The organism is Pseudomonas sp. D3-27 (assembly GCF_051132165.1).
GTDB lineage: Bacteria > Pseudomonadota > Gammaproteobacteria > Pseudomonadales > Pseudomonadaceae > Aquipseudomonas.
The window spans coordinates 3,398,494-3,411,969 of sequence record NZ_CP071667.1 but is presented as its reverse complement, the minus strand read 5'-3'; the positions used below and the strand labels follow the sequence as shown (position 1 = coordinate 3,411,969).

Sequence of the window (13,476 nt, the reverse complement as noted above, 5' to 3'; positions counted from 1 at the left end):
GAACCTGGCCACACCGCAGAACCTATTGTGGGAGCGAGCCCTGCTCGCGATAGGGGTGGTTCAGCTTATGGAGATGTTGGATGTGCCGCCGCCATCGCGAGCAGGCTCGCTCCCACAGGGGGGCAGTGTTGTTTGTTGAATTTGGCCACACCGCAGAACCTATTGTGGAAGCGAGCTTGCTCGCGATAGCGGTGGTTCAGCTTGAAAAAACAGCCTGGGAAGTGGCCGGAAGATGCTTGCCCTCGCAGGGGCAGTTGGGAAAGACTGACGCATTTCCATGCCACGCGACGAGTGCTTATGACTGTCCGATCAGCTACTGAAATCACCTCACAAGTTTCCCGTGCGCTCGAGGTGCTGAAGCGTCATCTTGGTCAGGGACTGCGCGCCGTCGTCTTGTTCGGTTCAGCGGTGGACGGTGGGCTCAAGCCCAACAGCGACATCGATCTGTTGGTGTTCGTCGACCTGCGATTGCCTGACTCCGTGAGGCATGGGCTGATGAAGGATCTGCTGACCGTCTCGGCCTGGCCGCCGACCGATTCGCTCCGGCCGTTGGAGGTGACAGTGGTCGCCCTGGATGCGATCGTCCCGTGGCGATATCCGCCGGTACGCGAGTTCCAGTTCGGGGAGTGGTTGCGCGAGGACTTGCAGGCCGGGCATTTCGAGCCTGCCATGAAGGACCACGACCTGGCCATCCTGTTGACCAAGGCAATGCAGCACAGTGTTTGCCTGTTCGGCGCCCCTATCGATGAAACGCTCAGCCCAGTGCCGGCGGCTGATCTGAGGCGGGCGTTGTACGACACCACCACGCAATGGAATGAAGACACCGATTGGCACGATGAACAGTGCAACGTGGTACTGGCATTGGCGCGCATCTGGCTCACCCTCGAAACAGGCACCATCGCGCCCAAGGACCAGGCGGCCGCATGGCTCCTGGAACGTTTGCCCCTGGCCCATCGGTCCGTGCTGGAAACGGCCCGCGCCGTCTATCTGGGGTGGGCGGCAGATGATCTTGCTGGCAAACCCCGACAGGTGAGGGCGTATGTGGAGCATGCGCGACAGGAGATTGACCGGCTCTATTCCCGGCTGCGCACCGACGTCTAACCGCCCCGGTTCTGATTGACAAAGTCCACGAACGCCCGCAGCGGCGAGGGTAGGTAGCGGCGGCCGGGGTAGTAGAGGAACGGCCCGGTGAAATGCTGCCACCAGGGTTCGAGTACCGGTTCGAGCAGGCCGCTGTCCAGGTGTGGCCGCAGCCAGTCCTCGAACAAATGAACGATGCCCATCCCATCCACCGCCGCCTGCACCGCCAGGTCCATGGCGCCGCCGATGCGCACGATCAACGGGCCGTTCGGCTCGACGCTGATGGTTTCCCCGTCCCGTTCGTACTCCCAGAGCGGTAGGGCCCCGCTGGGAAACTTGCCGGCCAGGCAGGCGTGCCGCAGCAGGTCCCGCGGGTGCTCGGGTCGGCCACGGGCGTCGAGGTATGCCGGTGACGCGGCGGTGGCGAAGCGCTGCAAGCGTGGGCCGATGGGAATGGCGATCATGTCCTGCTCAAGGCGTTCGTCGTAGCGAATGCCGGCGTCACACCCGGCCGCGAGCATGTCGACGAAGCTTTCCTCGGTGACCACTTCGAGGCGGATGTCAGGGTAGCTTTTGAGGAACGGCGCGATGATCGCGGGCAGCACCAGCCGGGCGGCGCTGACCGGTACGTTCAGCCTGAGGGTGCCCGAGGGACGATCACGAAAATCGTTGACCACGTCCAGCGCGGATTCCACCTCGCCCAAGGCCGGCACGATGCGTTCCATCAGCCGCGCGCCGGCCTCGGTCGGCACCACGCTACGGGTGGTGCGGTTGAGCAGGCGCACGCCGAGCCGGCTTTCGATGCGTCGCACGGCATCGCTGAGGCTGGAGGCGGATTTGCCGCTGATCCGCGCGCCTTCACGAAAGCCGCCCGCGTTCACCACCGTCACGAAGGACAGCAAGTCCTGGATATTTGTCGCCATTGTTCTCTCCACCGTACAGCCCGTTCGGATTGCACCTGATTATCAGCGGAGTGGTCAACGCCTATAGTCGGCCCAGGCACATTTAATCAAGGGGTACGAGATGAGCAGGGCAGACACCGCAGGGACTTTTCAACTGGGCGATCGTACGGTCAAGCGCATGGGCTACGGCGCGATGCAACTGGCGGGCCCCCAGGTTTTCGGGCCACCCAAGGATCCGGCGGCGGCCATCGCCGTGCTGCGCGAAGCGGTGGCGGCGGGCGTCAACCATATCGACACCGCTGACTTCTACGGGCCCCATGTCACCAACCGGCTGATCCGTGAAGCGCTCCATCCTTACGCCGACGAGCTGGTCATCGTGACCAAGGTTGGCGCCGTCCGGGGTACGGATGCGTCATGGAACCCGGCCCACAGCCCGGCCGAGCTGACTCGCGCTGTCCATGACAACCTGCGCAACCTTGGCGTGGATGTGTTGGAGGTGGTCAACCTGCGCGCCTGGGGCAATTTGCATTCGCCAGCCGATGACGACATCGAGGAACAGTTCTCGACGCTGGCCGAGTTGCAGCATCAGGGCCTGATCCGCCATCTGGGCTTGAGCAACGTCACCGCGGCCCAGGTCAAGCAGGCCCAGGGCATTGCGAAGGTGGTCTGCGTGCAGAATCACTACAACCTGACCCATCGCGTCGACGAACAACTGATTGTAGAGCTGGGCAAGCAAGGCATCGCCTACGTGCCGTTCTTCCCACTGGGTGGGTTTACGCCGCTGCAATCGCAAACCCTGTCGGATGTCGCCGCGCGCCTGGACGCTTCACCGCTGGGCGTCGCGTTGGCCTGGCTGCTGCAACGTGCGCCGAATATGTTGCTGATTCCCGGTACGTCATCCGTGGCGCACCTGCAGGAAAACCTCTCGGCAAGTGAACTGCGAATTCCCGCGCAGATGCTGGCCGAGCTTGACGCCATGCTGTAGCGACAGGCGCCGCGCGGCGGTGTGCCTGGTGCCTGAAAAATCGAACAGGCTCCGGCCGGACGATGTCCCAGATTTATCGTCGTCAGGCAAGGATTTCGTCATGGCAGACCCTGGTATTCCCGGCCATCGCTGGGCTGATTCGACATGGGCTTTTTTACGCGAGGGCTACCCGTTCATTCGCAAGCGGTGCGCCGCCTATGGCAGCCCGGTTTTCCAGACCCGGCTGCTGGGTCGGCGCACGCTTTGCCTCAGCGGGCTGGAGGCGGCGGAGCTGTTCTACGACGCGCGGCGCTTTGTCCGAACGCCCACGTCCACGCCTGCGCCGCTGCGCAATATTCTGCTGGGGGCCGGTGGGGTCCAGGGGCTCGACGGAGCCCCTCATGCGCGACGCAAGCAATTGTTCCTCGAACTGCTGGACAAGGAAAACGTCCAGCGTTTGACCCAGGTTTATGAAGCTCGCTTGAGCGAGGCCACGGCAAGACTTCCAGTGGGCGAGGCGTTCGAATGCCTGCCTTGGATCGAGGCCCTGTTGTGTCGGTCGGTCTGCGAATGGGCCGGCGTTGCGACGATGAGCGACCAACAAATGCACCGGCTGACCCGGCGGTTGGCCTCGCTGATCGACGGCAGCGGTCGCCTGGATTGGCGCATGCCGGCCGCGTGGTGGCGGCGCAAGGCCTGCGAAGCCGAGGCCGCGCGCTGGATCGAAAACTGCCGGCGAGGCGCCCACCCTGCGTTGCCGGAGTCCCCCCTGCACAAGCTTGCCCAGCATCGCGATGAGCAAGGGCAATTGTTGGCGCCACGGGTAGCGGCCGTCGAATTGCTCAACATTCTGCGCCCGGTGGTCGCGGTGGGGCGCTTCCTGTTGTTCGGGCTGATCGAGCTGGAGCGACAGCCGCGATGGCGCACCTCCATCGCCCGCAACGAAGGCGCGGCGTGGGCCTTCGCCGAGGAAACGCGGCGCTTCTACGCGTTCTTTCCGATGGTGGCCGCGTTCGTGCGCGAGAGCTTCGAATGGCGCGGCTATCGTTTCGACAAAGGCACCCGGGTGCTGCTGGACCTTTTCGGCAGCAACCGCGATGCGGCGCATTGGAAGGCGCCGGATAGTTTTTCGCCCGAACGTTTCGGCCAATGCCCGATGAAAACGTCGGTCATCAGCCAGGGCGGCGGCGAGTACACCTACCACCGTTGTCCTGGCGAGCCGTTGACCTTGTCGTTGATGCAGGCAACGTTTGAATATTTGTGCCGGCACCTACAATGGCGTTTGGACGTGAAGGCCGTCGATTTCCAACGCCTGCCCATGTTGCCCCGAGAGGCCGTGCCGATGACCGTGACGGGTCATTGGGGGGACGAAAAGACCAGTGCCTGACCGTCGTCCGGGATGAGCAGCCGTTCCGCAACCCCCGCCCGCTCGGCGGCAGCGCGCAGTGCCTCTCGTGTCGTCGGGCAATGGCTGATGGCTTCCAGGTGATTGGCCACCACGGTCCCACGAGACAGACGGGTGAATTCCAGGGTTTCTTCCATGCCCATGATGATGTCGTCGCCGATATCGAAACGTGCCCCGCCTGCCGGTACGACGCTGACCTGTGGTTGATGGCGCAATACGAAATCGCACACAGTGGGGGTGAGCACGGTATCGCCGGTGAGGTAGACGCTGGGCTCGTCGGGCAACTCGATCAGGTAGCCGACGCCGTGCTCCATCAGCTTGCCCACCAGGCCCCGTCCGTGGGTGCATTTGACGGACCGTATGCTGCCACCCAGGAACGCGCCGGGTTGCTCGTGATCGTTGGCGAGCGGTTGGACGTTCAAGCCTCGCCTGGCGAGGTACCCGGCGTCGCGGGGCGTGCAGATGACCGGGATCTGGCGTTCTCGCAGCCAGTGTTTCGCCGCCCGATCGAGATGATCGAAGTGGCCTTTCTGGCAGTGCGTGATCAGACAATGAGTCACGGTTTCAAGAGCGCTTGCCGTGGACGCCGGCAGCTCCACCAGCGGATTGCGCTGGGTCGCGCCGAACAGGCGAAGCGGCGGCAGGGCGCCTTTGCCGGCCAGCATGGGGTCGACGAGCACGCGGTACGGGCCGAACTCAAGGATGATCGTGGCGTTGCGGATCTGTTGGATTTTCATGGAGCGTTCCTTGTTGGGCGAGCGTTCCATGGTGCCGATCCCGGGCGATGGGCATAATGGCTGGATCTGACATCCTTGATTCAATTTGAGCCATGCCGAAAAAACTCCGCATCGGTTTGTTGCTGTTTCCCGGTTGCATGCCTGCCGGCCTGTTTGCCTTTGCTGATTTGCTGCACGCGGCCAACCGCCGCAGTGGTCGGGTGCTGTTCGAGGCGACCTATGTCGCGCTGCAAGCCGGCCCGGTGACCTGCGCCCATGGCATCGGTCTTCAGGCTGAGAAGTCGTTGGGCGAGGCCGACCTGGATGCGCTCATGGTGCCTGGTTTCTGGGCCGAATCGGCCGAACAGGTCAAGGGTGTGCTTGCCGGCCAGGCTCCGCTGTTGAAAGCGCTGTCGAACCGCCCCCGGCGCTTGCAACTCTGGGCCTACTGCACCGGGGTCTGTCTGCTGGCCGCCTGTGGCCGATTGGACGGGCAGGGCGCGACAGTCACCTGGTGGTTGGCGCAGTCGATGCAGGAGCAGTACGGCAACGTGCGCTGGCAGAGCGAACAGAACTGCGTGTTCAACGAGCGAACCGCCACCGCGTCGGGGGTGAACGGTTACCTGCCCATCGCCGAGCACCTGATCGAACGTAACGTCAGTCACGATGCACTGCGCGATATTACCCGGCTGATGGTGTTGCCGCGCCCGGCCGTCCCTCACGTGGCGTTTCAGGGGATTGCGCTGATACAGCAGCCCGACGGATTGCTGCGCCGGTTGCATGGCTTGATCGAGCAGATGCCGGCGGAGCAGATCACGGTCAAGGCGCTGGCGAGTCGGCTTGCCATGTCCGAGCGCACGCTGGCGCGCAAGGTTGGCGACGCAACCGGCCAGACCGTCGCCGCGTATGCCCGGTGCATCAAGTTGAATCAGGTGGGCGAACGCCTGACATTGACGTCGCTGCCCCTGGCCAGCATCGGCGCCGAGCTGGGTTTCAGCAGCAGCTCCAACCTGCAGCGGATGTTCAAGGCGCTGACAGGGCTGACGCCGGTGCAGTACCGGCGCCAGTTCGGGCGGGTGTGAAGCTGGGGCGCGTCAGCTGCGCGCCTGCTCCTTCTCGTTTCGGTGATGGTCCGGCCAGCTGTCGACCGGGTGCGCGCGGTCCTCGTTGAACATTTCCGTGAGCAGCGCATTGGCGCGGCGGTAGGCGTCGTGTCGGAACTTGAGGTCGTCTTCCGGCTGGGCGACGATTTCTTCGAGCATCTGCAGGTTGAGACGACGGAACTGGTCGGCGCGTTCGCGTGCCTCGTATGCGCCGACACCCATCTGCACCAGCGCGCGTCGACCCAATGACAGCGCGCTTTCAAAGGTCTCCCGCTCGGCGCTTTCCACGCCCAACTGCCGCAGGGTGATCAGGTGCGCCATGTCCCGCGCCCGCACGATCAGTTTCAATCCGGGGAAGTGTTCCTGGGCCATTCGGGTCAGCGTCAGGTTGTCCTGCTGATCGTCTATCGCATTGATCAGCACCATCGCCTGGGCCGCGCCGGCGGCGTGGAGCAGATCGAGGCGCGTGGCGTCGCCGTAGAACACTTTTACGCCAAACTTGCGCAGCGTCTCGATGTTGTCGGGGTCATGGTCGAGAACCACCACCTCAACGCCGCAGGACATCAGCAAGCGACCGGCGATCTGCCCGAAACGACCGAAGCCGGCAATGATCACCCTTGGATTCTGCTGGTCGACGAGATCGGATTGCTGGTTGTCCTTTTTGGTGGCCGATTCCACGCGGTCCAGCAGCAGGATCAGCAAGGGCGTCAGGCACATGGACAGGGCGACCGCCAGCGTCAGGCTTTTGCCCCACTGGTCGGTGAGGATGCCGGCCAACGTCGCAGCGCCGAACACCACGAAGGCGAATTCACTGCCCTGGCCGAGCAGCACCGCTTGCCAGGAGCGCTGGCCGGCGGGCACGTTCAGGAAGCGGCTGACGGTCTTGATCACCAGCAGTTTGATCAGGATGAAGCCCAGGGTCAGGGTGATGACCTTCAGCGGTGCGTTGATCAGCGTGCCGAAATCGATCGACATGCCCACGCCGATAAAGAACAGCCCCAGCAGCAGGCCCTTGAACGGCTCGATGTCGCTTTCCAGGGCGTGGCGGTATTCGGAGCTTGCCAACAGCACGCCGGCGAGGAACGCGCCCATTGCCATCGACAGGCCGGCCTCTTCGAGAAGAAAGCCGAAACCGAACACCAGGAACAGCGCCACCGCACTGAAAATCTCCCGCAGGCCCGAGCGCGCGGCGAAGCGCAGCAGCGGTCGCGTCACGTAGCGCCCCAGCAGCACGACGACGCTGATGGCGGCGACAATTTTGACGATCGACAGCGCCAAGGCCATGCCTGACGGGGTTTGGCCGTGGGCCGACAACAACGGGATCATGGCGACCAGGGGAATGGCCGCGATGTCCTGGAACAACAGCACCGCAAAGCTGCTGCGCCCGACGGCGGTGGCGGTCAGGTTGCGTTCGCTCATCGCCTGCATGGCGATGGCGGTTGAGGAAAGGCTCAACGTCAGGCCGACCAGCAGCGCCGCCGTCCAATTCAGTCCCAGGGCCGCGCAGAACGCGGCGATTGCACCGCCGCAGGCCAGCATCTGCAGGGCGCCGCCGCCGAACACCATCCTGCGCAGCGCCCACAATCGCTTGGGGTCGAGCTCTAGACCAATGATGAACAGCATCAGGACGACGCCGATTTCGGCGAACTCCAAAATAGCTTTTACATCGGTGATGAGCTTGAGGCCCCACGGGCCGATCACGCAACCGGCCAGCAGGTAACCCAGCACCGGGCCCAGGCCGAAGCGCACGGCAATCGGCACGATCAGCGTCGCCGAGGCCAGGTAGATGAGCATCTCGATCATACTGTGCGTCTGCATTTCAATCTTCCTTCCAAGCGGCCAGGCGTGCGCCGTAGTGTTCGATTTGTGCCCGTTGAGTGTCGGACTCGGCGGCGTAGGCGCCGTGCACGGCGACCGGCTCGAGCCAGCGCATGTGGCAATAGAGCGCCGTGGCATGGAGCGGCTGGGCCAGCGCGGAAAAGTCCGGGTACGCGCCGATCTGAAAATGCTCCCGTTCGCCACCCGTGCTCACGGCCCACAACAGGCGCTTACCGTTGAGGGCCGTGGCGCCTTTGCCATAGGCCCAGCCATGGGTGAACACTTTATCGATCCACAATTTCAAGAGAGGCGGCATGCCGTACCAGTACATCGGGTGCTGGAGGACAATCAGGTCAGCCTGCTCGGCAGCGCGCTGTTCGGCCTCGACGTCGATGTTGAAGTCTGGGTAAAGCTCGTAGAGAGACCGTATGACCACGTCTGGGTTGTCGGACGCGCGCTTGAGCATCTGTTGGTTGACCCGCGATTGGTCGGGGTAGGGATGGGCGTAAACGATCAGGATCATCGGGGCGGTTCCGCGCGACAGGGCCAGGTCAAAAGGCCGGACATCCTACCGAGTAAGGCACGTGTTGTTTAGGACATTGTTCGCCGCAATGCCGTGCCGAGGTCAATTGAGCGGCAGCGAGACCCTGACCTCGAGACCACCGTCCCTGCGGTTCCTGAGCATCAGCGTTCCGCCATGCTCCAGTACCGTCGCCCGTGCCGCCGACAGGCCCAGGCCGACGCCGCCGGTGTTCTTGTTGCGCGAGCCTTCGATGCGAAAGAACGGCGCGAACACTTGCTCCTGATATTGGAGCGCGATGCCCGGCCCGCGATCGACGATGCGGATCTCGACGCAGTCGGCGAAGGACTTCAACCGCACGCCCGGTTCGCTGCCGTATTTCGCCGCGTTGTCGATCAGGTTGCTCAGCGCGCGCTTGATCCCGATGGGCCGGCCGACATACACGAACCGCTGGGCGCCTTCGAAGGACACTTCGGTGCCAGCGTCCCGGAAATCGTCGACGACGGTGTGCAGCAGTTCCGCCAGGTCGAACGCCGTGGCGTGTTCCAGGCGCGCTTCGTCGCGGAAGAATTCCAAGGCGGCGTTGACCATCGCCTGCATCTCGTCGACGTCCCGGAACAACCTCGATTGCTGTTCGGGGTCCTCTATGAATTCGCCGCGCAGGCGCATGCGGGTCAGGGGGGCTCGCAAGTCGTGGGAGATGGCGGCGAGCATCTGCGTGCGGTCCTGGACGAAGTGCTTGAGCTGGGCCTGCATGGCGTTGAACGCCAGGATCGCCTGGCGGATTTCGAAGGGACCTACGACCGGGATCGGCGGTGCCCGGAAGTCCACGCCAAAGCGTCGGGCGCCCTCGGCAAAGCGCTCCAGCGGTGTGGCGAGGTGTCGCGTGGCGATCAGGGCGACGATCAGTGTCGACAGCATGATCAGTGCGATGATGATCAGGTTGCGCGCCCATTCTCCCAGGCCCCAGCTGCGCGAGGTCACAGAGACGGTTACCCAGGAGCGGTCGGACAGTTCGATGATTACGGCGTAGCGCCTGGCGGGGTCATCGGCTGGCCAGTCTCCTGGTTCGTAGGCGTCGATCCGTGCGTCGGGCCTGCCCAACTGCCGATGGAGGAATGCCGAGCCTTCGCTGAACTCCGGGTCGTCGATCACCGGTAACCGCGCATCTTCATAGCGCCGCAGCCACTGGACGCTGAACGCCTCGTCACTGGCCGCCACGGCAATGTCGGGTCGTTGTGCGGGCTTGACCGAATCAATGATGCGGGTAATCGCTGCGGCCTTTTCCATCAGGCCGGTTTCCATCAGGGGAGGGCGCGCCCAGGCGCCGGCCAACAGGCTGAACAGTTCGTTGAGCGCCAGCAACGTCAGCATCGCCACCATTGTGGTCAGCGCGATCCAGCGTGCCACGGTGTCCCGTGGTCGATGGACCTTCGTGGGCCCGGTGGTCATCGCTTCACCACGTGGGGACTGAACAGGTAGCCACTGTTGCGAACGGTGCGGATCATCGACGGACCGGTGACGTCGCTTTCCAATTTGCGCCGCAAACGGCTGACCTGGACATCGATGCTTCGGTCAAACGCATCGAAGGTCTCACCACGGGCCAGGTCGAGCAGTTGCTGGCGGGTGAGCACCCGGCGTGGATGTTCGGCGAAGACCAGCAGTAATTCGAATTCCCCGGTAGACAGCGGAATCATGACCTTGTCGGGCGAGCGCAATTCGCGACGGGTGACGTCCAGTTGCCAGCCTTCGAACTCCAAGGTCGGCCGGGCGAGGTCGCCCGGGCTGCCCCTGGCTTCGCCGGTGCGCCGCAGGACGGCGCGCACCCGGGCCAGCAATTCTCGGGCATCGAAGGGCTTGGTGAGGTAGTCGTCGGCGCCCATTTCCAGGCCGACGACACGGTCGCTCAATTCACCCATGGCGGTGAGCATGATGATCCCGACCCGGTGCTCGTTGCGCAGGCGCTGGCACAGCACCAGGCCGTTATCGCCCGGCAACATCACGTCGAGGATGATCAGGTCCGGCTGCCGGCGTTCCACCGCTTGCCACAGGGCGTTGCCGTCGGCGGCGACTTCGACGCTATAGCCATGTTGCTCAAGGAATTTGCGCAGCAGGGCGAGGACTTCGAGGTCATCGTCCACCAGTAATAAGTGGCTCACGGTGGTCACGTCGGGCAATGAATACGGGGTGCAATACTAGGGTCAATCCGGGCCTGCGTCATTTATTTCAATCCGGAAACAAAGCTGCCGGCGGGCAATATTCCGGAAATCTGCGGGCAAGAAAACGGCGGCAGGATGGGGTCGATGTCGGTCTCTCCAGAGTCGATTCTGAACCTGTGGCGAGCGAGCTTGCTCGCGCTTGAGTGCGAAGCGCTCACCGCTTTTTTAGGGCCGCTTCGCGCCCCAGCGCGAGCAAGCTCCCTCGCCACGGGTTTGGTGTTTGGCTTTTAACCGGCATAGGCACCCCTCCATTCCTCCCCGAGATAGCCCCGCATGTCGATCCTCAAACCCGCGCCGCTGTTTGTCCGATCCACCGTCATCGTCGCGCTGGCGGTACTCGCCAGCGGCTGCAGCAGTACGCCAACCGCCAAGCCGGGCAGTTGCGAAAGTGTTCCCTATGCGGTGCACGATCCGGCCGAACCGGTGAACCGCGGCATCTTCGCCTTCAACCGTACCGTGGACGATTACGCCCTGGCCCCCGTCGCCCGTGGGTATCGCAAACTGCCGGACATGTTCCAGGCTGGCGTACACAACTTCGTCGCCAACTTCGGTGAGCCCAAGGTGTTCATCAACGATTTGCTGCAAGGCAATGGGCAGCGTTCGGTCACGACTCTTGGGCGCTTCGTCATCAATACCACCGTGGGCATCGTCGGGCTGATCGACGTGTCGGGCAAGATGGGCATCGCGCGTCATGAATCGGATTTCGGCCAGACGTTTGGCGTCTGGAATATCGCCCCCGGACCGATCGTGGAATTGCCGCTGCTGGGCACTGCCAACCTGAGGGATGCGACCGGCAAGGTGGTGAGCTTCGTCGTGGACCCTTTCGGCGACAACAGCGATACCGTCCAGACCCTGGGTACGATCAAGACCGTGGGCGGCGTCGTCGATGGACGCGCGCAGGCGCTGCCGCTCACCGACCAGTTGCAGGCGCGACCGGACTATTACGTGGCGCTGCGCGACGCCATCGCGCAACGACGTGCTGATTTCGTCGCGGATGGCAAACTGGGCGCCGTCCAGGACGAGCCGCAATGCCCGGAACGCGGTGGCGCCGATGAATAGCCAGGCGCTGGTCCTGCATCGGCGGGTGAAGACCATTGACCAAGGCTCGCTGCATTGCCGCGAGCTCGAACTGCGGCTTGCCGAGGACGGCCAGCACGTACTGCTCAGCCGCTACGTCGAATGGTACGACCCGCAGCAACCGGGCCTGTGTGCAGCCCAGCACTATCGGGTGCCGTTGGCGAGCATGATTCGTTGGATGATCAACAATGGCGAGCGGGGCAGCGGGCCGTGACGATGGGCGATCTCCCCGGCGTGTAACCATGTCGGGGAGTTGAAACATTTTTACATACTTCCGGCTTAATTATGGTTGTACGATGTCGTACGAAATATGGTCGACTGTTTCCGTTCCTCACAAAAAAAATAACGGAGATTCCATCCATGTCGAGCATTCCCTCCGCAGAAGGCCAGGCCGTGGCCCCCGCGCAGAGCCGCTTCGTACGCCTCTTGAAGCTACTTGGCCCCGGTATCATCGCGGTACTGTCATGGCTGGGCGCTGGCGATCTCATCACATCTTCCGTGGCCGGCGCGAACTACGGCTACGCAATGATGTGGGTGCTGGCGGTGTCCTTGCTGCTCCGATACCTGATCGTCAACATCATTGCCCGCTTCCAGCTGTGCAATAACCAGGGCATGACCATCCTGCAGGGTTACGCCCAGCTCAATCCGTTTTTCGCCTGGTTCATGCTGGTGTATGCGCTGCTCATGGGGCACCTGATGAACGCCTACATGATCAAGGGCGCCGGCGAGGCCTTGGCGATGCTGCTCAAGACCGATTACCCGCTGCTGTGTTCGGTGGCGGTGGTGTTGGCAGTGTGGATGCTCGTCGGGCGCAATATCTACTCGATGATCGAGGGCGTGATGAAGGTGTTGCTGGCGATCATGACCCTGGCGTTCCTCGCCTTGGCGGTCATGTCCGGCCCGGATGTCGCCGGGATCGTCAAAGGCACCATCGGCTTCAGCATTCCACCCGATGAAGGCGTGCACGGTGCGCTGCTGGTGGCGGTCTCGGTGATTGGCGCGGTGGCGGGTTCCATCGCCAACTTCGTCCACCCTTATGTCATGCGCCAGAAAGGCTGGGTTGGCCCTGAGCACAAGCGCATCCAGCGCAACGACCTGTTGTTTGCGGTGTTTGTCGGGATCGTCATCAACCTGGCGATCTGGATCGTCGGCGCCGAGATCCTGCGGCCTAATGGCATCGAGGTGAAAACCCTGGGCGACCTGGGCAAGGCCCTGGAAATGTTCTTCGGCTCGATCGGTTGGTATGTGTTCTTCGTCGGTGTGTTCGCCACGCTGTTCGCCAGCATTTCCGGCAAGACCACGGCATTCCCGATGCTGATCACCGATGCCTTCCAGCACGTGCGTCCTGAGCGTCGCGAGCGCTATGGCAAGGAGTTCCACCGCGACCCGATGCACAAGTGGTTCATGCTGTTCATCCTCGTCACGCCGCTGATCTGGTCGCTGCCGGGCATGCCAGACTTCGTGACCCTGACCATCGGTGTCAACGCGCTGAACATCGTCGGCCTGCCAGTGATCTCCCTGGGCCTGCTGATCATGTCCAACCAGAAGTCGCTGCTGGGCAAGGAATACCGCAACAACCTGTTCGAGAACATCGCGCTGGTGTTCGCGACCGGCCTGGCGTTGTGGGTGGCGTTCCAACTGGGCATCGATCTGTTTGCCTGAGCCCTGGGCA

At 63.2% G+C, this 13,476-nt stretch carries 13 protein-coding genes; 7 read left to right on the top strand and 6 right to left on the bottom strand.

What is annotated here, in order from left to right; genetic code table 11:
* Positions 1–297 precede the first annotated feature (297 nt).
* Positions 298–1,101, top strand: a complete 804-nt coding sequence (locus J3P92_RS15305) for an aminoglycoside adenylyltransferase family protein (RefSeq protein ID WP_434648084.1) — start codon at positions 298–300, stop codon at positions 1,099–1,101.
* Here J3P92_RS15305 and J3P92_RS15300 read toward each other — a convergent pair.
* A complete protein-coding gene (locus J3P92_RS15300) occupies positions 1,098–2,003 on the bottom strand; it encodes a LysR family transcriptional regulator (RefSeq protein ID WP_434648081.1) in 906 nt (301 codons plus the stop codon). The two genes, J3P92_RS15305 and J3P92_RS15300, sit on opposite strands and share 4 nt — an antisense overlap.
* Before the next feature lie 100 nt (positions 2,004–2,103).
* On the opposite strand from J3P92_RS15300, the gene J3P92_RS15295 reads away from it, so the two are divergent.
* Together J3P92_RS15295 and J3P92_RS15290 are read left to right on the top strand one after the other, a co-directional pair.
* Positions 2,104–2,967, top strand: coding sequence for an aldo/keto reductase family oxidoreductase (locus J3P92_RS15295; protein ID WP_434648078.1), 864 nt, complete (start codon positions 2,104–2,106; stop codon positions 2,965–2,967).
* A 100-nt stretch (positions 2,968–3,067) separates the two neighbouring features.
* The gene (locus J3P92_RS15290) at positions 3,068–4,333 is read left to right on the top strand and encodes a cytochrome P450 (RefSeq protein WP_434648075.1); all 1,266 of its coding nucleotides are present in this window, start codon (positions 3,068–3,070) and stop codon (positions 4,331–4,333) included.
* Here J3P92_RS15290 and J3P92_RS15285 read toward each other — a convergent pair.
* Entirely contained in the window at positions 4,303–5,088 is a 786-nt protein-coding gene (locus J3P92_RS15285; protein ID WP_434648072.1) for an MBL fold metallo-hydrolase, read from the bottom strand. The genes J3P92_RS15290 and J3P92_RS15285 overlap by 31 nt on opposite strands.
* A 92-nt stretch (positions 5,089–5,180) precedes the next feature.
* Here J3P92_RS15285 and J3P92_RS15280 point away from each other — a divergent pair, with 92 nt between their 5' ends.
* The gene (locus J3P92_RS15280; protein WP_434648069.1) at positions 5,181–6,149 is read left to right on the top strand and encodes a GlxA family transcriptional regulator; all 969 of its coding nucleotides are present in this window, start codon (positions 5,181–5,183) and stop codon (positions 6,147–6,149) included.
* 12 nt (positions 6,150–6,161) lie between these two features.
* On the opposite strand, the gene kefC is transcribed toward J3P92_RS15280, so the two are convergent.
* From kefC to J3P92_RS15260, 4 genes are all read right to left on the bottom strand, one after another.
* Positions 6,162–7,988, bottom strand: coding sequence for a glutathione-regulated potassium-efflux system protein KefC (gene kefC, locus J3P92_RS15275; protein ID WP_434648066.1), 1,827 nt, complete (start codon positions 7,986–7,988; stop codon positions 6,162–6,164).
* A gap of 1 nt (position 7,989) precedes the next feature.
* Complete coding sequence (kefF, locus tag J3P92_RS15270; protein ID WP_434559517.1) at positions 7,990–8,511, bottom strand: glutathione-regulated potassium-efflux system oxidoreductase KefF; 522 nt, start codon at positions 8,509–8,511, stop codon at positions 7,990–7,992.
* 102 nt (positions 8,512–8,613) lie between these two features.
* Positions 8,614–9,960 carry a HAMP domain-containing sensor histidine kinase gene (locus J3P92_RS15265; protein WP_434606474.1) on the bottom strand — a complete coding sequence of 449 codons (1,347 nt, stop codon included), beginning with the start codon at positions 9,958–9,960 and terminating at the stop codon, positions 8,614–8,616.
* A complete protein-coding gene (locus J3P92_RS15260; protein ID WP_420763531.1) occupies positions 9,957–10,667 on the bottom strand; it encodes a response regulator in 711 nt (236 codons plus the stop codon). Before J3P92_RS15260 ends, J3P92_RS15265 begins: the two co-directional genes overlap by 4 nt.
* A 333-nt stretch (positions 10,668–11,000) precedes the next feature.
* Here J3P92_RS15260 and J3P92_RS15255 point away from each other — a divergent pair, with 333 nt between their 5' ends.
* The 3 genes from J3P92_RS15255 to J3P92_RS15245 all read left to right on the top strand — a co-directional run bounded on the left by J3P92_RS15255 (position 11,001) and on the right by J3P92_RS15245 (position 13,466).
* Entirely contained in the window at positions 11,001–11,786 is a 786-nt protein-coding gene (locus J3P92_RS15255) for an MlaA family lipoprotein (RefSeq protein ID WP_434648063.1), read from the top strand.
* Positions 11,779–12,018 carry a hypothetical protein gene (locus tag J3P92_RS15250; protein WP_434559513.1) on the top strand — a complete coding sequence of 80 codons (240 nt, stop codon included), beginning with the start codon at positions 11,779–11,781 and terminating at the stop codon, positions 12,016–12,018. Before J3P92_RS15255 ends, J3P92_RS15250 begins: the two co-directional genes overlap by 8 nt.
* Positions 12,019–12,164: 146 nt before the next feature.
* Entirely contained in the window at positions 12,165–13,466 is a 1,302-nt protein-coding gene (locus J3P92_RS15245) for an Nramp family divalent metal transporter (RefSeq protein WP_434648060.1), read from the top strand.
* The last annotated feature ends 10 nt before the right edge of the window (positions 13,467–13,476 follow it).